At 36.8% G+C, this 17,897-nt stretch carries 20 protein-coding genes; 16 read left to right on the forward strand and 4 right to left on the reverse strand.

The window, feature by feature from the left end:
- The first annotated feature begins 43 nt into the window (after positions 1-43).
- The gene (locus JOC86_RS14670; protein WP_205173667.1) at positions 44-823 is read left to right on the forward strand and encodes a FixH family protein; all 780 of its coding nucleotides are present in this window, start codon (positions 44-46) and stop codon (positions 821-823) included.
- 138 nt (positions 824-961) lie between these two features.
- Here the strand turns inward: JOC86_RS14670 and yhfH are convergent, their stop codons facing one another.
- Positions 962-1,096 (reverse strand): protein YhfH, encoded by a 135-nt coding sequence (gene yhfH / locus JOC86_RS14675; protein WP_205173668.1) that lies wholly within the window; start codon positions 1,094-1,096, stop codon positions 962-964.
- 209 nt (positions 1,097-1,305) lie between these two features.
- Here yhfH and JOC86_RS14680 point away from each other — a divergent pair, with 209 nt between their 5' ends.
- From JOC86_RS14680 to JOC86_RS14695, 4 genes are all read left to right on the forward strand, one after another.
- Positions 1,306-2,040, forward strand: a complete 735-nt coding sequence (locus tag JOC86_RS14680; protein ID WP_205173669.1) for an MBL fold metallo-hydrolase — start codon at positions 1,306-1,308, stop codon at positions 2,038-2,040.
- A gap of 11 nt (positions 2,041-2,051) precedes the next feature.
- Complete coding sequence (locus JOC86_RS14685; protein WP_205173670.1) at positions 2,052-3,041, forward strand: lipoate--protein ligase; 990 nt, start codon at positions 2,052-2,054, stop codon at positions 3,039-3,041.
- Positions 3,042-3,410: 369 nt separating this feature from the next.
- Positions 3,411-4,964, forward strand: a complete 1,554-nt coding sequence (locus tag JOC86_RS14690) for a fatty acid--CoA ligase family protein (protein WP_205173671.1) — start codon at positions 3,411-3,413, stop codon at positions 4,962-4,964.
- 171 nt (positions 4,965-5,135) lie between these two features.
- Positions 5,136-5,912 carry an enoyl-CoA hydratase-related protein gene (locus JOC86_RS14695; RefSeq protein ID WP_205173672.1) on the forward strand — a complete coding sequence of 259 codons (777 nt, stop codon included), beginning with the start codon at positions 5,136-5,138 and terminating at the stop codon, positions 5,910-5,912.
- A gap of 332 nt (positions 5,913-6,244) precedes the next feature.
- On the opposite strand, the gene JOC86_RS14700 is transcribed toward JOC86_RS14695, so the two are convergent.
- Positions 6,245-6,799, reverse strand: coding sequence for a helix-turn-helix domain-containing protein (locus JOC86_RS14700; RefSeq protein WP_205173673.1), 555 nt, complete (start codon positions 6,797-6,799; stop codon positions 6,245-6,247).
- A gap of 103 nt (positions 6,800-6,902) precedes the next feature.
- Between JOC86_RS14700 and JOC86_RS14705 the strand changes: the two genes are divergently transcribed.
- The 3 genes from JOC86_RS14705 to JOC86_RS14715 all read left to right on the forward strand — a co-directional run bounded on the left by JOC86_RS14705 (position 6,903) and on the right by JOC86_RS14715 (position 9,542).
- Complete coding sequence (locus JOC86_RS14705) at positions 6,903-7,622, forward strand: AzlC family ABC transporter permease (protein ID WP_205173674.1); 720 nt, start codon at positions 6,903-6,905, stop codon at positions 7,620-7,622.
- Positions 7,623-7,643: 21 nt separating this feature from the next.
- Positions 7,644-7,934: an AzlD domain-containing protein gene (locus tag JOC86_RS14710; RefSeq protein WP_239587662.1), complete on the forward strand. Its 291-nt coding sequence runs from the start codon at positions 7,644-7,646 to the stop codon at positions 7,932-7,934.
- A 339-nt stretch (positions 7,935-8,273) separates the two neighbouring features.
- The gene (locus tag JOC86_RS14715; RefSeq protein WP_205173676.1) at positions 8,274-9,542 is read left to right on the forward strand and encodes a M48 family metallopeptidase; all 1,269 of its coding nucleotides are present in this window, start codon (positions 8,274-8,276) and stop codon (positions 9,540-9,542) included.
- Positions 9,543-9,773: 231 nt separating this feature from the next.
- On the opposite strand, the gene JOC86_RS14720 is transcribed toward JOC86_RS14715, so the two are convergent.
- Complete coding sequence (locus JOC86_RS14720) at positions 9,774-10,013, reverse strand: IDEAL domain-containing protein (protein WP_205173677.1); 240 nt, start codon at positions 10,011-10,013, stop codon at positions 9,774-9,776.
- 192 nt (positions 10,014-10,205) lie between these two features.
- Here JOC86_RS14720 and JOC86_RS14725 point away from each other — a divergent pair, with 192 nt between their 5' ends.
- The 3 genes from JOC86_RS14725 (at position 10,206) to JOC86_RS14735 (ending at position 11,741) form a co-directional block, all read left to right on the forward strand.
- Entirely contained in the window at positions 10,206-10,784 is a 579-nt protein-coding gene (locus tag JOC86_RS14725; protein WP_205173678.1) for a competence protein ComK, read from the forward strand.
- 441 nt (positions 10,785-11,225) lie between these two features.
- Complete coding sequence (locus tag JOC86_RS14730) at positions 11,226-11,393, forward strand: hypothetical protein (protein WP_205173679.1); 168 nt, start codon at positions 11,226-11,228, stop codon at positions 11,391-11,393.
- A 114-nt stretch (positions 11,394-11,507) separates the two neighbouring features.
- A complete protein-coding gene (locus JOC86_RS14735; protein ID WP_205173680.1) occupies positions 11,508-11,741 on the forward strand; it encodes a hypothetical protein in 234 nt (77 codons plus the stop codon).
- Positions 11,742-12,201: 460 nt separating this feature from the next.
- Here JOC86_RS14735 and JOC86_RS14740 read toward each other — a convergent pair whose 3' ends face one another.
- Positions 12,202-12,591, reverse strand: a complete 390-nt coding sequence (locus JOC86_RS14740) for a YhjD family protein (protein ID WP_205173681.1) — start codon at positions 12,589-12,591, stop codon at positions 12,202-12,204.
- 222 nt (positions 12,592-12,813) lie between these two features.
- On the opposite strand from JOC86_RS14740, the gene JOC86_RS14745 reads away from it, so the two are divergent.
- The 5 genes from JOC86_RS14745 (at position 12,814) to JOC86_RS14765 (ending at position 17,833) form a co-directional block, all read left to right on the forward strand.
- Positions 12,814-14,784, forward strand: coding sequence for a S9 family peptidase (locus JOC86_RS14745; protein ID WP_205173682.1), 1,971 nt, complete (start codon positions 12,814-12,816; stop codon positions 14,782-14,784).
- A gap of 490 nt (positions 14,785-15,274) precedes the next feature.
- Positions 15,275-15,919, forward strand: coding sequence for a TVP38/TMEM64 family protein (locus JOC86_RS14750; RefSeq protein WP_205173683.1), 645 nt, complete (start codon positions 15,275-15,277; stop codon positions 15,917-15,919).
- Positions 15,916-16,473, forward strand: coding sequence for a signal peptidase I (gene lepB / locus JOC86_RS14755; RefSeq protein ID WP_205173684.1), 558 nt, complete (start codon positions 15,916-15,918; stop codon positions 16,471-16,473). Before JOC86_RS14750 ends, lepB begins: the two co-directional genes overlap by 4 nt.
- Positions 16,474-16,905: 432 nt before the next feature.
- Complete coding sequence (locus tag JOC86_RS14760) at positions 16,906-17,454, forward strand: GNAT family N-acetyltransferase (RefSeq protein ID WP_205173685.1); 549 nt, start codon at positions 16,906-16,908, stop codon at positions 17,452-17,454.
- Entirely contained in the window at positions 17,444-17,833 is a 390-nt protein-coding gene (locus JOC86_RS14765) for a VOC family protein (protein WP_205173686.1), read from the forward strand. The genes JOC86_RS14760 and JOC86_RS14765 overlap by 11 nt, the downstream gene beginning before the upstream one ends.
- The last annotated feature ends 64 nt before the right edge of the window (positions 17,834-17,897 follow it).

Below are 17,897 nucleotides of genomic sequence, written 5' to 3' on the forward strand. Positions count from 1 at the left end.
CCTGCTAGAATAGAGGTGTAGTAATGAATTGGAGGAAAAATCTATGAAACGATTTAAATTATTTGGAGTGGTTACCATACTCTCTTTAATGATTGCAGCATGTGGTACAAATGAAGAAAAGAATAACGGATCTTCAAATGAGGGGAATTTAGTACCGGTCAAAGCTGAATTATCCGTTCCTGAAAAAGTGGATAAAGGAGATACTGTAGTCTTTGAAACGGTGGTAACTCAAGGGGATGAAAAGGTAGAAGATGCTTCAGAGGTGAAATATGAAGTATGGATGGAAGGAAAGAAAAAAGATAGCAAAATGATTAAATCAGAACAAAAAGTAGATGGACTTTATACAGCAGAATACAAATTTACTAACGATGGCCAATACCAGGTTCAAGTGCATGTAACCGCTAGAGAGATGCATACGATGCCGAAAGCGACAGTAGCTGTTGGAAATGTAGAAAATGGTGGTCATGCACATGATGAAGGTGATGATCATCCACATGAGGAAAAAGGTAACGAACATTCCCACGAAGAATCTAGTGTTCTTATTCATTTTATGAAGCCTGATGATGTCAAAGTTGCCAAAGAAACAAAATTAATAACGCATGTAACAAAAAATGATACATCACTTTCAAAAGCACAGGTTCGCTTTGAGATATGGCAGGATGGATCAGAAAAACATGAGTGGGTCACAACAGAAGAAATGAAGCCTGGTGAGTACACAGGTACATACTCATTCTCTGAAAAAGGGGAATACCATGTTCAAGTCCATGTTGAAAATGATGAAGGTGTTCACGAACATACAATGGAAATGATTACAGTAGAATAGAAAAAAGAGAGTTCGGTTAAATGCATTAGATTAAGCATTCAACCGAACTCTTTTGTTCTTTGATAAGAATGTATAAAAATTAGGAGTATTATTGAAAAAAAGTTGTCTGGCCTGTTCAAGGCGCTTCCACTTTTCTAATTACAATTCTTGTTGACCAATACAATGGTCGCAATGGTTGCCATAGCACTCATGCTGCTCTTCAATATTCTCTCCGCATTTCGTACATTGCTTAGGTGGTAGGTTTTTGAAAAAATCGACAATGCTCGTTAACAAGTAAATCCCCTCCGTTTAAATGATTACCCCTTTGTACAAGTGTTATATAACTGTTATTTATTTATATTTTATTGTATTATAACAGATTCATCCTCGTCAATGATTTTTTGAATGCAATTCGCTATTAATGAAAAAATAGGCATAATGAAGTATAGTAAAGGCGTAGGTGAAAACGATTATCATTGGATTTAAAAGGAGATGTCGCCATAATGAGGCTAACGGTCATCGGTCAATGGGGAGGCTATCCAAAAGCAGGGGAAGCAAGCTCTGGGTATCTTCTTGAATACGATGGATTTCAATTACTTGTTGACTGTGGGAGTGGAGTCCTATCATTTCTTCAAACACATATAGACGTGAAGGAATTAGATGCTCTTATCCTTTCGCATTACCATCCCGACCATGTTGCAGACATTGGTGTTCTACAACATGCATTGTTGATTCAATATCATTTAGGCGAGTACAATCGTACTTTGCCTGTTTATGCACATGCTGAAGACAAAACATCATTTGCAAAGCTTACATATAAGAACTTAATGAAAGGTCACCAATATAATCCAAATGGAACAGTAGAAATTGGCCCTTTTTCGATTTCGTTTTTAAAAACAAAGCACCCGGTTCCATGCTATGCAATGAGAATAGAAGCTGGTGGGAAAGTATTCGTGTATACAGCCGATTCAGCTTTTAAAGAAGAATTTATTCCATTTACAAAAGATGCTGATGTATTTTTATGTGAGTCTAATTTTTATGGAGAAATGAATGGTGCGAATGCTGGTCATATGACGAGCTTTGAAGCAGCTAGAATTGCTAAAGGAGCATGTGTGAAACAATTAATTCTTACTCACTTGCCGCATTTCGGTGATCTCAATCAATTAGTAGAAGAATCCAGCTCAATTTTTAAAGGAAAAGTACTATTAGCAAAGAAAGATCTAACAGTGGAATTTTAGGAGGAATTTAAATGCTTTTTATTGATAACCAAGGAATCACGGATCCCAGAATTAATTTAGCGATTGAAGAATATGCACTAAAAAATTTAGATATAAATGAGACGTATTTGTTATTTTATATAAATGAACCTTCTATTATAATCGGGAAAAACCAGAACACAATTGAAGAGATCAATACAGATTATGTCGATCGCCAAGGTCTGCATGTCGTTCGTCGTCTTTCAGGTGGTGGAGCTGTCTATCATGATAAGGGGAATTTGAACTTTAGTTTCATCACCAAGGATGATGGGGAGAGTTTCCATAACTTTCAAAAGTTTACTGAGCCTGTTATAAAAGCACTGAAAAAATTAGGCGTTGACGCAGAGCTCAGTGGCAGGAATGATATTGTGGCTGAAGGTCGTAAAATTTCTGGTAATGCTCAATTTTCAACAAAGGGGAGAATGTTTAGTCACGGAACATTACTGTTTGATTCAGAAATTGAAAACGTTGTTTCTGCATTAAAAGTGCGTAAAGATAAAATTGAGTCGAAAGGGATCAAATCGATTCGTAGCCGCGTAGCAAATATTTCAGAATTCCTTGAAGAGAAGATCACCATTGAGGAGTTTCGCTCCATGCTTTTGCGCTACATTTTTGATGAAGTCGATGATATTCAAGAGTACAAATTAACGGACACAGATTGGGGAAAAATCCATCAGCTCTCTAAAGAGCGTTATCAAAATTGGGACTGGAATTATGGGAAATCGCCGAAATTTGATTTACAGCATTCGCACCGCTTCCCTGTTGGAGGTGTAGATGTTCGTTTGAATGTGAATAAAGGGATCATGGAGGATTGTAAAATCTATGGTGATTTCTTTGGGGTTGGTGACGTCGCTGATATTGAAATGCGTTTAAAAGGTAAGCGTTATGATAGAGAGCAAATTGAAAAAGCATTAGAGGGAATTGATGTGAAGCACTATTTCGGGAATATAACGAAAGAAGAGCTCATTGATTTAATCTATTAATTTGAAAGGAGGGTGACTTTGTTCGGTCATCCTCCTTTGATATTTGTACTGTAACAGCCTTTATTTTTTATTCCAGTAACCTATAGCAATTCCGAGATTGAATGATAAAGCAAAGCCTAATAAGGAAGTTAACGTATGACTTGAATCCCCATTCCGAACTGAAATAATGATTTTTTACTAGTTTCATAGGCACCCCAAACTAGTAAAAGAATTTTTAGTAATTTTAACACTGTTTCTCATAAACTAGATGAAAAATTGTGAATATTTGAATAGGTCGCTTGAATAATACTATTCCATTCTATAAAATGAAATTGAAAACAATTAATTTATGAATGACTATTCATTCATATTTTGAAAGGGGAGGGAAAATTGAATTTATCATCACGGTTAGAAGAAACGTCGAAAATCCATAATACAAAACCTGCCTATTATTTTATGGGAGAGTCTAGTACATATGGAGAGTTGAATGGTGCGGTAAACAAATTTGCAAGTGGATTACAAGACATGGGTATTCAAAAGGGAGATCACATTGCACTTGTTCTGGGGAATTCCCCTCACTTCATCATTGCTTTATATGGTGCAATGAGGCTAGGGGCTACAATTATCCCAGTAAATCCCATTTATACACCTGATGAGATTGGCTATATTGTTCGAAACGGTGATGTAAAAGCGATTATTACTCTAGATATACTTGTCCCATTAATGGAGAAAATGCACACAGCATTACCTGAAGTTGAGCATTACATTATTTGTGAAACAGGAGATGAAAGAGTGAAAGGAGTCAATCCTAGGACACTTTCAATCTATTCCAAATTGAAATCGTTTACACAGTTGGTGGCAAACGGAGATGTTCTCTTTAATGGTCCGGAATTAGAAGAAGATGATATTGCTGTTATTCTTTATACATCAGGTACTACAGGAAAACCTAAAGGGGCTATGTTGACACATAAAAACCTTTATTCAAATGCTAGAGACGTTGGGGATTATTTGAAAATGAATGAGGAAGATCGTGTTGTTACCACATTACCAATGTTTCATGTATTCTGTCTAACGGTTGTATTGAACGCACCATTAATTTCTGGGGCAACCTTACTTATCGTTCCGAAATTTAGTCCAAAAGAGATTTTCGATTTAGCCAATAAATATCAGCCAACAGTCTTTGCAGGTGTTCCAACCATGTATAATTTTCTCTATCAATTTCCAGATGGAAATCCTAATGATTTAGCCTCATTAAGACTATGCATATCGGGAGGGGCTTCACTTCCTGTCGCACTGTTGAAAAACTTTGAGAAAAAATTTAATGTCATCGTATCAGAAGGCTATGGTCTTTCAGAGGCATCCCCTGTTACATGTTTCAATCCACTAGATCGCCCAAGAAAACCGGGTTCCATTGGCACAAATATTATGAATGTCAAAAATAAAATTGTCGATGAACTTGGAGAAGAGGTTCCTATTGGTGGAGTAGGAGAATTAGTTGTTCGTGGACCGAATGTCATGAAAGGATATTATAAGATGCCTGAGGATTCAAAGGCTTCTCTTAAAGACGGATGGCTATATACAGGTGATCTTGCCAGAAAAGATGAAGATGGCTATTTTTATATTGTCGATCGTAAAAAGGATATGATTCTAGTAGGTGGATACAATGTTTATCCACGAGAAGTGGAAGAAGTTCTCTATAATCATCCTAGCGTCATTGAAGTCGCCGTAATTGGCGTCCCTGACCCTGAACTAGGCGAAGTCGTAAAGTGCTTTGTTGTCAGCAACGAGAAAAATCTAACAGAAGAAGGTCTGATGAACTATTGCAAAGAACGTCTTGCTAAATATAAATGGCCAAAAGTCATTGAATTTCTTGAAGAACTTCCAAAGAACACAACAGGTAAGATTTTGAGAAGAGCCCTAAAGGATCAAGTATTACAATCATAGATAAGTAAGAGCTGACCTCGAGGTTGGCTCTTTTCATTTAATTTAGTTTTAGACATCACCCCAAAGGACTAAGGTAGTGAAGGAGATACTTCTCTAAAAAATGAAAGGGTTTTCGTAAATTTTGTCGAAATATAAAAATAGTGGAGATATCATTTAAGGGGATGAATCAAAATGGAATCAATCTTATTAGAGCAGCAAAAGCATTTGGCTATTGTGACAATTAACCGAGAAGAGGCTATGAACGCCTTTAATTATGACACTCTTGTTGAATTAGAACAGGTTGTCGAATCAATTAGGATTAACCCTGATATTCGTGTGGTTATTTTTACAGGTGCTGGAGAGAAAGCCTTTAGTGTAGGGGCGGATTTAAAAGAAAGAAAAACACTTACAGATCAACAAGTAAAAAGAAACGTATATAAAATCGGAGAAGTCTTTAATTCTATTAGTAATCTACCACAGCCGACCATAGCGGCTATGAATGGGTATGCATTTGGTGGGGGAATGGAGCTGGCTCTAGCATGTGATTTTAGGATTGCTGTTGAAGGAACAACGATGGGATTAACAGAAGCGAGTCTAGCGATTATCCCAGGTGCAGGCGGAACCCAACGCTTACCACGACTTATAGGTGAATCAAAAGCGCTTGAGCTCATCTTAACAGCGAGAAGATTAAGCTCGACTGAAGCATTTTCATATGGTTTATTAACAAAAGTCGCTTCAAAAGAGGCTTTTATGGAGGAGGTATTAGGATTTGCCGAACTCATGCTTTCAAATGGACCTATTGCCCTACAGCAGGCAAAATTCGCGATCACCAATGGGATGAATGTGGATCTGCAAACGGGTCTTCAGATTGAAAGAAAAGCCTATGAAATAACGATTCCCACAGAAGATCGTGTGGAAGCATTAATTGCTTTCAGTGAAAAAAGAAAACCTGAATTTAAAGGGAAATAATAGTGAAAAAGGTGGTGCATGTTTTGGAAAAGATGAAACATGTATCACCTTTTTAGTGATAAGAAAGGATAGAAAAGTTTATGAGTGGCAAGCGGAAGCCCCTAGACCTTCGAGTCATAAGTTAAATCACCAATGAAGGGAAAAGCAACTTTCCTTGGTGGCTCGTCTTATGCTTGTCGGAGCTGTTCAAGGCGCATCCGCTTTTCTATGTCCAGCTCCAGCGCCTAGGCCTTCGAGACATAAGCCAAGCCACCTAGAAAGGGAAAAGGCGCCCTTTCTAGGTGGCTCGTCTTATGCTTGTCAGGCCTGTACAAGGCGCTTCCGCTTTTCTTTTAGTCCCGATAATAAATCACCATCTGGCAGACCGCTTTTTCTCCATGTGTGTTTTTATAAATATGGGGTTTATGTCCATAGAAGTGGAGGGAGCTGCCTTCTGAAAGTGTAAATTTCTGTCCATCTAATTCAAGCTCCATTGTACCAGTTAATATTGTTAAGTACTCTTCTACGCCTTCTTGATGCCCTTCATTTTCATAGGAACATCCCGGTTCTAATTCAACCCGGTAGCTTTCCAACTTCTTTGTAGGTTCAAAAGGAAATATCGGATAAACGATATACCTCCCATTATCCTCAAGGACAGGCTGAACGTCTTTGTAGTGAACAAATGTTACGGGATGATCTTCATTTTTGAGAAGCGATGTAAAGGAAATTTTTAACCCATTCGCTATTTTCCAAAGGACTGCTACTGTAGGATTGGATTCTCCTCGTTCAATTTGTCCAATCATTGCCTTGCTTACTCCAGTCGTTTCAGCCACTTTCTCTAGGCTCCATCCTCTATCCTTTCGGAGCTTTCGTATATTAGATCCAATTTGCTCGGGGAATTTATCCAAATTTAGATCAACCCTCTCTTGTATGTTATAACGGTCGTATGTATAATATAATGAAAATATTCTTTTGTCTATTTTAACATATTTACAAGGGAGATGGGAGAGGTTGGAGGCATTATTAAATACACAGAATACTAGCTATTTCCGGCAAGGGATAGGCGCTGGTGCCAGCATTGCCGTCGGGTATTTTCCGATAGCGCTGACCTTCGGCTTATTAGCGAAAACGACTGGACTTACATTTATAGAGACGGTTATGATGAGTGTTTTTGTCTTTGCCGGTGCAGCTCAATATATCTCATTAAGTTTATTAGCTATTGGCACTGGTGCATTTGAAGTTGTACTAACCACCTTTATTGTTAACATTAGGCACTTTCTGATGTCTGCGTCTTTAAGTGAAAAACTTGAGGAGGATTCTCTTTGGAAGAAAGCAATCTATTCATTCGGGATTACCGATGAAACATTTACGGTTATTTCTGTTAAGGATGGAGTAATCAAAACGGCCTATGCGTTTGGTGTCATCGTCGTTTCTTACTTAAGTTGGGTCATTAACTCTGGACTCGGTTACTTAATTGGTGAAATTCTCCCTACCTTTCTTCAAGCGAGCATGTCTGTGGCACTGTATGCAATGTTCGTTGGACTATTAGTTCCTTCCATGAAAAAGAGTGTCAAAGTAGTATTTTTAGCAGGAACAGCGGCTATCTTTAACACTGTCTTTTTATTTTCGACTTCGATTTCAGAAGGATGGTCGATTGTACTTGCGACATCAATATCAGCGTTGTTAATTGAATTCGTTCAGCTGAAGACAAAGAAGGGAGAGAGGGGATAAGTGAATACATCTATAGTGTTAATGATCGTTGGAATGGCTGTTGTAACCTATATCCCGAGAATGCTCCCTTTTGTTGTCTTTAGAGGCAAAGAGCTTCCTCCCTTTTTACAAGGTGTATTAAAAAATGTCCCATATGCCGTGCTAGGTGCTTTGATTTTTCCAAAAATCTTATTTATTCAAGTAGGAAATCTTTCATTTGGAGCTATAGGAGCAATAGCGGCCTTTGTTTTAGCTTTTTTAGGAGCGAATGTCATCGTGGTGGTATTAGGGTCCATTGGAGTTCTTTCCCTCTATTCCGTTTTGTTTATGTGAAGGGAGATTTTACTTCGTAAAGGACTGTCCCATATGAGGGCTGGAACCACTAGGGATGGACCGGCCCCAATAATTAAAAAGAGTTTAAATCTGGATTGTGGAAACATAGTGTTCATATGACGGAAATCGACATTAATTTGTCCGGTAAGGTAATTAATTCCTTCAGGTTTGACGATAATTTGTCTGATACATAGCATATATTGACCGTTCAACACTTATTTTCCCGCAGGGTTGATCGATTTTTAAAGCTATTTTTCCATTCTGATTATTTTGTTCTAAAAAATAGGACATGTTATTACATATAGTAAGGAGGGAGAGAAGGGAGGAGAAGACAATTTTATGGTAAGAAAATGGGCATTTCGAGGGGTTTTCGCTTATTTGTTATTTGGATTAGTTATGTATGTTTATTTATATTTTCTAGCAGATTCATCATTACCCAACTCGCTTAAAGGTACGAGTGCAGATCCAGAAACCTTTATGAACTCTAGAGAGTTGATGCTGTCAGAAGAGTATTCTACTATTCGTAATCTGTTGTTTTTTCTTTCCACACCATATGAATGGGTGTTTTATTTTCTCATTCTAATCCTTGGTGTTTCGAGAAAATTTGAAAACTGGGCAGTGGAAACAACTAAATTTCGCTTTTTGCAAACGGGAATTTATTTATTTTGGCTCACGTTAACGTCTTTTATTGCGATCTTTCCGTTCCAGTACATTTCACATACGCTTTCAAAAAGATACAATATTTCAACACAGTCCTTTAGTGGGTGGATGAAGGATGAATTTACCGACTTTTGGGTGAATTACTTAATGATGTTCGTCATCGTTACTGTACTTTATTGGTTAATAAGAAGGTTTCCAAAAAGATGGTGGCTTGCTGCTTGGGCATTATCTGTTCCATTTTCTATCTTCTTAATGTTTATACAGCCTGTGTTAATTGACCCGCTATACAATGATTTTTATCCGTTAAAAGATAAACAGCTAGAGGAACAAATCCTTTCATTAGCAAGTAAAGCAAACATCCCGACTGATCATGTTTATGAAGTGAATATGTCGGAGGAAACGAATGCATTGAACGCCTATGTGACGGGGGTGGGTTCAAACTCTCGGATCGTGCTCTGGGATACAACGCTAAATAAACTTAATCAAGATGAAATTCTCTTTATAATGGCGCATGAGATGGCACATTATGTTGAAAAGCATATTTATATTGGAATCGGCATCTACCTGCTATTCTCATTTGTAGGGTTATGGATTGCGGCTAAATGGATGAACCGACTTGTTGAGAAGCATAGCGAAAGTTTAAAAGTAAAGAAAGTATCACATCTCAGCTCCCTTCCACTATTTTTATTGATTACATCTGTCTTATTATTTGCATCAAGTCCATTGTCGAATTGGATTTCGAGGTACCAGGAAGTAAGAGCGGACCGATATGCGATTGAATTGACTGGGAATAAAGAAGCTGCAATCTCTTCTTTCCAACAGCTTTCCAAAGTTGGACTCAGTCAAGTGAATCCACCGTTTATCGTCAAAATCTTCCGTTATGGTCATCCAACAATGCTTGAACGCCTGAAGATGTTGGAGGAATATGAAGGAAAAGAAAAGCAATAATCGGAACAAAACCACTCCTCATTCGTAGAAATATTACGAGAATGGGGAGTGGTTTTGAAATAATTAAATGAGAAATTAGACGAGGCTAAGAAATACAAACAACTATTAGAATATACGAACCAACGAAATATGCTATCCGTAGAAACTAGAAAGACGAAAATAAAGGAAAAAAGGAAACAGTGGCTAAAAAAGTAAATTACCCTCTGATGATTGATCAGAGGGATAAATACATTACATCTCAAGCTGTTGATGCAAATCTTTTAACTGATGGGATAACACAAGAAAACGTTCTTCATTTTTCTCATCAAGGGCGTCATTGATCTTCTTTTCTAATTTTTCTTTTTTGCTCTTTAACAAGATTTCACTCAAAATCATATCGATGTAGACATCCATCATCGACTGGTCCGTGGCTGATTTCCGGGTCATCGCACAAGCTTTCATCATCTCTGTATAGGATTTTTTCTTATCCATACACGATCACCTCTGAAGTCTTTTTATTATTATATGGAAAAGGACATAAAAATTCAACTAAATTATTAAATTTTCTGAAAAATTGAGTTTGGCTCATGGTATACGAATTTTTTACATTTTATTCACAATTTGGATAATGTTAATAGTGGAAAATGATGGTACAATACAAGGTATAAAGAAGGAGGTATTAAGATGGTTGATAAATCTCGAATGATAGAAGAATATGAAATTAATCCCTTTACGATGGTGTTGCTTCCTGATTCCTATGGTTTAAAGACGTTTACAAAAATAATGGAATTACATGACACCTATACATCTCCCTATAGGCCGATTGAAATTCTAAAAAAGAGCTGTGAATATTTTGGTTCATCCTTTGAAGGGAGAAAAAATGGAACCCGCCGTTTAACAGGCGTTACCCATAAAGCACCTATCATTGTAGACCCGCACACGTCTATTTATTTTTTCCCCACAACCTCGCCCACAAAACCAGAGTGTATCTGGATTGCCCACGAGCATGTTGCTTCTTATGAACGGGTATCCTCGAAGGAAACCTTGATCACATTTCGTAACCAACAATCTCTTGAAGTACCTATTTCCTACAGCTCGTTTGAAGCTCAATTTATGAGAACCTCAATGTTAAGAATTAAGTTTAGTCAAAGGATTGATGAGATGGAAAAGAAAGCTATATATCAAAAGGGAGGACGTATTTCAAGTCAAGCATCAGAGTGGATATCGCCTTATTTTTTGAAAAAATCAAATGTGGAAAAATGAAAATTGGTTATGTTTTAAACTGATATGTACAGATAAACAAATAGCTCTGACATTCTATTTGAGTTATAGAATGTTAGAGTTATTTTTTTTATAAAGCCCTGTCTCATCAAATTATAGGGGAATATTAAATCAATAGTCATTTGTGCTATATTTATAATTGAATTATGACCATACTTTTAAACATTTCACAGTTTAAACAATGACCGTGGGGGGGTCTGTTCTATTTCTTTTTAATTTGTCTAATTCTTCTTTCTATGTTGTCACTAGGATGGTTTATCAATGCTTATACAAAAAAATCTTGGGGATTTTCTATTATATCTCTACTATTGTACCTACCACTATCAATAGTATTAAATTCGCACACCACTTGAGAGACCTCTTTATCTTTTGTATGTTTTGAATTTTATTATTATCGTATATTGTCTTTTTCTCTCTTATCGAATGAAATCTGAAAAGAAATTACTTGTTTCATTATTATTTCTCGTTCTTTTTGGGGTACCATTTGCCCAAATAGGGTATGGAATAATAAAAGAAGAAATGGTGATCCATAAAACTGAAAATACTGAGACGCCTATTCCTTTAGTCAGCATTGACGGTACAACATTTTAACCATTCAAGAGACCTATGATATGTGGTGGAAGGTTACAGATAGTTGTATAGAAGAGGATGATGAACCTTTTCTTTTACCCATTGAGACGACGGTACTAAAAGAATTTCGAGTAAATGATAAGGAAAAATATTTCTATTGATTTGAAGGATAAGGAACGAGCTGTTAAAAGCTTAAATGTGTACTACATAGATGATAAAAAAATAAGATTAGCCACACATAAGGGCAGCAAACATTTCACTTTACCTTCAAATATTCCTGAGCAAGCTGTTAAGGTAACGGTAGAGATGATGGATTCACAAAAATTCTCGTTTTCCTTTGGAATTAGAAATGGAAATAGATATAACTAACTGCAGATATAACTGATATAGGGGGGGGAAATGTCTCCTCTATTAAGTAAATTGATGGTTACTTATATGAGGCAATCAGTGAGAGAAAAATTGATCTTCTCTCGCTTTTTTTATGTGTTAAAAGAGGGGGACTATCTTAAAAAACGACTAAATGATCATTCTTAAGCTATTTAGAAATGTTTTTACATAAAATAAATAGAATATTAATAAATACTTAACTTTCATATCGTACACTTGAGGACAAATAATAGGTTGGGAGGGGTTTTGTGATAGCTAAAGTAAAAAGTTCATGGCATCGTTTTTGGTATTATAATTATAACTTTCTTCTGGAAAAACCCCTGAATGACAAACATATAAAGTTTCTGTTGAAGCAATCCATTTATCACAGAAATAAAATCATCGAGCGTTTGTAGTATCCGGAGCCAAAAGAGGCTCTTTTTTGTTAGGGAAAATGATTTTCCTACGCCTTCATACTTTTACCGTAATCCTTCCTTAGAAAACGCTGATACAGGTAATATCTCAATAGGTCTTCAACTCGGTTTCGCAGGCGAGGGTTGAAGTAATTGTGATGTTCTTCGTAACCTTTGTAGAGAAACATATACATTGTAAACGCATCGTCCGTCTGAACTCGCTCCACTTTCATTCTCCGAACCCTCATTTCTCTTTTGATACCAGAAAGTTCTTGCTGAATGACTTTCATTGTTTCTTCAATTAACTCCATATAAGGTCTTTTTAGCTTAAATGGACTTTGATTAATCAGATTTAAGTCCTTGTTTAAGACGGTGAGAACCATTGGCAGGTAGATAGCCTTCTCTAGAATATCGCGATCTTCCTCAGGTATTCTCGTCATAGCGGTAGCCCCTTTATAAAAAAAGTATAGGAACAAATGTTCGTGTTTTTATTGTATGCAATGAAAGAAGAATTATCAATAACTAAAAAACGTAAATTTTTGTCGAAGATAGCCTTAGTATGAATGGAAGATCATTTTTTCATTCTAAATTAGAAGGAATAAAAGGGAATGAATGTTAAGCTGTCGAACAAGTTTAAGTAAATGTTCTGAGGAGGGTTAAAGTTGAGTTCAAGAAAAGAAATCACAGCTGAAGATCTATTAAAATTAAAATCAGTTGCCGATCCCCGCCTAGCTCCTAACGGGAAAGAGGCTGTGTATGTACAAACGAATATCGATGAAGAAAAGAATGATTATTTTTCCCATCTATATCACCTTAATATTGAAACAGGCTCTATTAGTCAATGGACATTTGGAGAGTATCGTAATAAGTCTCCAAGGTGGTCACCGAATGGAAAGCAGGTAGCATTTGTTTCCAACCGATTAGATAAAAATCAAATTTTTATTTTATCAAAAGACGGTGGGGAAGCAAGGCAAATTACAGATTGTGAAAATGGAGCAACAAATCCTGTATGGTCACCATGTGGGACGAAGATAGCCTTTTCTTCTTCAATCGACTTGAACGAGAAAGAAAAACCGGATGAAACGAAAGAGGTTCTTAAGCCTTTAGAGGTTGTAAGAATGAAATATAAGTCAGATGATCACGGTTTTTTGGATGGAAAAAAGAATCATATTTTTGTTGTTGATATAGAAACAGGTGAACATTCAAGACTGACAGATGAGCAGCGCAACTATCAGCTCCAAGGATGGTCGCCAGATGGAAAGTTTATTACTTATACTGGCGATGAACAAGAAGATAACGACTTTTCATTTAAATCCGATGTGTTTTTATTACATAGTATAACAGGAGAAAAGAAGCGGATTACGAACGGAGGCGGCTGGTTTGGGCAAGTAACTTGGTCTCCGAATAGTCAATACATAACCTATATTGGACACGAACGAGAATTTGAAAATGCTACACTTTCAAAGCTATGGCTTTATAATGTCGAAGAAGAAACGATAATGTGCATGACCAATGAGCTTGATATGCCTGTAGGAGATTATATGGTGATTGACTTTCAACAAGGTGTTGGAAATCCAGGTGTAATATGGTCACAGGATAATCAGAGCTTTTACTTTCTAGCAACCGACCATGGTAATACGGTTTTATATTACGGAAACCTTGATGGAGAAATGTATCCTGCCCTCTTAGATGATCAGTATGTGTACGGCTATGACCTTGATTCTAACAGTCAAAAAATCTTGTTGGCGATTAGCCGGCCAACAGAGCCGGGGGATCTCTACTATTTAGATGTCCCTACTGGTGATTTGCAGAGGCTAACAGATGTAAATAATGAAATTCTACAAGAAAAACAATTGTCCCAGCCTGAAGCTTTTGAGTTTGAGGGAGCAGAAGGTTTGCTGGTACATGGATGGTTGATGAGGCCAACTGCCTTTGAAGAGGGTAGAAAGTATGGATTAATTGTAGACATTCATGGTGGTCCACATGCTATGTATGGAAATACTTATTTTCATGAGTTTCAGATGTTAGCAAGCTCGGGCTATGCTGTTCTTTACATTAATCCAAGAGGAAGTCATGGTTATGGGCAGCAATTTGTCAATGCCGTTCGTGGTGATTACGGTGGAAATGACTACAGGGATATAATGGATGCTGTTGATTATGTCCTTAAGAAATATGATTTCATCGATGAAGAAAAGCTTGGTGTCACGGGCGGAAGCTATGGTGGTTTTATGACAAACTGGATTGTTGGACATACCGATCGATTTAAAGCAGCAGTAACACAAAGATCAATTTGTAACTGGGTAAGCTTTTACGGTGTGAGCGATATTGGTTACTACTTTTCAGAATGGCAAATACAAAGTGACTTAGGAGACGTTGAGAAGCTGTGGAAGCATTCGCCACTTGCGTACGTGGGTAAGATCGATACGCCGCTGCTAATAATACACAGCGAAAAAGATTATCGCTGCCCGATCGAGCAAGCAGAACAGCTCTACATTGCATTGAAGCGAAAAAAGAAAGAGACAAAATTTATTCGTTTCCCAGAATCTAATCATAATTTATCGAGGAACGGCAAACCTAATCTGAGAGTAGAGAGACTGAATTATATTAAAAATTGGTTCAATGAATATTTGTAACGTATAAATTTCACAAACGATGTTATTTTAGTGAATAGTCTATCTAGGTAACAAGCTTAAGAAAAGAGCCTTTATAAAAGAACTTCTTCGGAGGTTCTTTTTTGTTCGATAAGAATGTATAAAAAATTGGAGTGTTTATGGTTAAAAAGATTTTTCATTGTCCAGCTCCAGCGCCTGTGCCTTCGAGTCATAAGCCAAGTAATAACCCTTTCTAGGTGACTCGGCTTGTGCTTGCCAGGCCAGTTCAAGGCGCTTCCGCTCTTCTTATATTGAGAGCTGATGGGAAATCAGAATTCAAACATTAATTTAAGTTTTATTGTAACTGATATTAGGTAAATGTACTTATAAACTCTGCTAATGGAGGAAAATTTATGGAAAGTGGACATGATATGGTATACTTCAATTATTATAAGGTACTGCTTTAGTTTAGAGATTCTAAATTCAGCTTTCTAACAAATTGTTCATTGCTCACTAAGGAGTAACATACTATATGGATATCGAGACAATCAAAGCATTTTTTACTATAGAAAATATAATGGACTGGATAAAGGAATACCGATCATTTGGTCCGATTCCTGGTATTCTGTTGCCGATGGTAGAAGCGTTTTTACCATTTCTCCCATTAGTTGTGTTTGTTACAGCAAATGCCACTGCTTTTGGTCTATGGTTTGGTTTTTTATTCTCGTGGATTGGTGCATCATTAGGGGCATTACTTGTATTTCTTATTGTGAGAAGGTTTGGGAACCGGAAGCTTTTTCAGTTTTTGAAACGAAATAAGCAGGTCTCGAAATTAACGAAGTGGGTGGATCGTCACGGTTTTGCTCCTTTATTCCTGCTATTATGCTTTCCATTTACCCCATCGGCAGTCGTGAATATTGTCGCAGGACTATCGTCGATTAGTATTGCTCAATATATGCTAGCTGTGCTAACGGGAAAAATGGTGATGATCTTTACCATTAGTTTCATCGGATATGATATTATATCTTTAATTAAACAACCATATAAAGCAGTCATAGTTTTAGGAGTTATTTTTATTCTGTGGCTTGTAGGTAAAAGAATTGAGATTTATATAAATCAAAAAGCAGAGCGAGACCATAACTCCACTGAAAAGAGAAGGCAGGAGGAATCAAATTGAGAGATAGTGTAAAAAAAGAGGGGCTAGAGTGGATTAAAGCAATAGCCATAGGCTTAATTATTTTTATAGTGATTAGAACCTTTCTCTTTTCAAATTATGTTGTTGAAGGTGAATCAATGATGCCGACTCTAAAAGATGGGAATAAGCTGGTTGTGAACAAAATAGGCTATCAAATGGGTGATCTCCATCGCTTTGATGTCATCGTTTTCCATGCGAATGAAAGTGAGGACTATGTTAAAAGGGTAATTGGTTTACCTGGAGATAAAGTAGAGTATAAAGATGATGAATTGTATATAAATGGAAAAAAACAAAGTGAGTCCTATCTAGAAAGATACAAAAAAGAATTTCCTGGTGATAAATTAACAGGTGATTTTACACTAGAAGAATTAACAGGTGAGAAAACAGTCCCTGAAGGAAAGGTTTTCGTTCTGGGAGATAATCGTAGAAGCAGTATGGACAGTCGCTATTTTGGATTCATCGATGAAGAGCAGGTAGTAGGAAAAGTAAACCTACGCTACTGGCCGCTAAGCGAATTTGATATTGAGTTTAAATAGTAAAGGAATTTGTTTAAATAAGAACTGCAACTACCTAACGTTGTGGTTTCTTTTTTTTAGATGGATCATTACAGCGGATTTTGTCGGATTAAGGCGAGAAATCGATAGACTAGTAAAAGTTGAGAATTGAATGGCACAAGTTGAAAAGAAAACTGCTGAAGTTGAAAATTGAATGGCACAAGTTGAAAAGAAAACTCGCAATGTTAAAAAATAATATCCAGAAGCCCCATAATAATCACTGATTCTTCTTAATCTTCGTCAAAATTATTGGCAGCACTATAAAACACAGCATAAGAAAAATAAGGGAGAATAAGTTCAATTTTTGAAAATTGCTCTCTAGTGGCTATTTTTCGAAAAATCCCTCTTATCTCAAAGGAAAAATAAAGGAGAACTATTACCTCATCGCGAATATATGTTCTAGAGGTGAGCACAATGGATTACTCCATATTGAAAGGAAAAAGAATTGAGTTAAGCGGTTTTTTAGAAGAAGATCTCCCCATTATTTCAAGTTGGTCAAAAAATGAGCATTTACAAAGAAATCTAGACGCTCTTCCGTTTAAGCCAAAAACAAATGATGAAATTCAGAAATGGATGAATCATTCTTCTGAAAAGGATTTTCGGTTTGCGATTCGTTTAATGGACACAAATGAACTCATTGGGTATGTCGAGGTTGACGGCATTCTATGGACTCATAGAACAGGATGGGTTACGATCGCAATTGGTGATGGTAGGTATTGGGGAGATGGATATGGGAAGGAAGCTCTCACATGCCTAATTTCTTACGCTTTTCAAGAATTAAACTTATTTCGACTTCAGCTAACAGTATTTTCGTACAATGAGCGTGCCATCAAGTTATATAAATCCTTAGGATTCGAGGAAGAAGGAAGGTTTAGGAAGTTTCTTCAGCGTGATGGAGACCGCTATGATATGATCCTTTTTGGTTTACTTAAGGATGAGTGGAAGAAAAATAATGAAAGTTAAAGGATTCAATCATTTGACTTTAAATATTTCCAGTTTAGATCAATCCATTCATTTTTATGAAAACATTTTAGGGTGTAAGCTTGTACATAAGGGAAGAATGGATTGTTATTTAGAGTGGGGAGAAGCCTGGATTTGTCTGCAAGAAAGAGTGGAGCTTTCACCTTTATCACATCAATTGGGAGTAGACCATATTGCTTTTTTCATTGAGGAGGATGAATTTCACAAAGCAGTTCAAAAGCTAAGGGTTTCTCAGGTCCCGATTGTAAGAGGACCACTGAAAAGAGGCGGTGGCTGGACCATTAATTTTCTTGATCCAGATGGAATCCAATTCGAATTACATACTGCTACATTGCAGAAGCGTATGGCTGATTGGACGTAGAAAGGATGATTCTTTATGAATGATCCTTTTTCCGCTTTTCTGTGTCCAGCTCCAGCGCCTAGGC

It is taken from the genome of Rossellomorea pakistanensis (assembly GCF_016908495.1).
Classification (GTDB): Bacteria; Bacillota; Bacilli; order Bacillales; family Bacillaceae_B; genus Rossellomorea; species Rossellomorea pakistanensis.

Coding starts and splice junctions, on each gene's coding strand:
- JOC86_RS14670 (WP_205173667.1), top strand. CDS start 44: ATGAAACGATTTAAATTATTTGGAGTGGTTACCATACTCTCTTTAATG.
- JOC86_RS14680 (WP_205173669.1), top strand. CDS start 1,306: ATGAGGCTAACGGTCATCGGTCAATGGGGAGGCTATCCAAAAGCAGGG.
- JOC86_RS14685 (WP_205173670.1), top strand. CDS start 2,052: ATGCTTTTTATTGATAACCAAGGAATCACGGATCCCAGAATTAATTTA.
- JOC86_RS14695 (WP_205173672.1), top strand. CDS start 5,136: ATGGAATCAATCTTATTAGAGCAGCAAAAGCATTTGGCTATTGTGACA.
- JOC86_RS14710 (WP_239587662.1), top strand. CDS start 7,644: ATGATCGTTGGAATGGCTGTTGTAACCTATATCCCGAGAATGCTCCCT.
- JOC86_RS14715 (WP_205173676.1), top strand. CDS start 8,274: ATGGTAAGAAAATGGGCATTTCGAGGGGTTTTCGCTTATTTGTTATTT.
- JOC86_RS14720 (WP_205173677.1), bottom strand. CDS start 10,013: ATGGATAAGAAAAAATCCTATACAGAGATGATGAAAGCTTGTGCGATG.
- JOC86_RS14725 (WP_205173678.1), top strand. CDS start 10,206: ATGGTTGATAAATCTCGAATGATAGAAGAATATGAAATTAATCCCTTT.
- JOC86_RS14730 (WP_205173679.1), top strand. CDS start 11,226: ATGAAATCTGAAAAGAAATTACTTGTTTCATTATTATTTCTCGTTCTT.
- JOC86_RS14735 (WP_205173680.1), top strand. CDS start 11,508: ATGATAAGGAAAAATATTTCTATTGATTTGAAGGATAAGGAACGAGCT.
- JOC86_RS14740 (WP_205173681.1), bottom strand. CDS start 12,591: ATGACGAGAATACCTGAGGAAGATCGCGATATTCTAGAGAAGGCTATC.
- JOC86_RS14750 (WP_205173683.1), top strand. CDS start 15,275: ATGGATATCGAGACAATCAAAGCATTTTTTACTATAGAAAATATAATG.
- JOC86_RS14760 (WP_205173685.1), top strand. CDS start 16,906: ATGGATTACTCCATATTGAAAGGAAAAAGAATTGAGTTAAGCGGTTTT.
- JOC86_RS14765 (WP_205173686.1), top strand. CDS start 17,444: ATGAAAGTTAAAGGATTCAATCATTTGACTTTAAATATTTCCAGTTTA.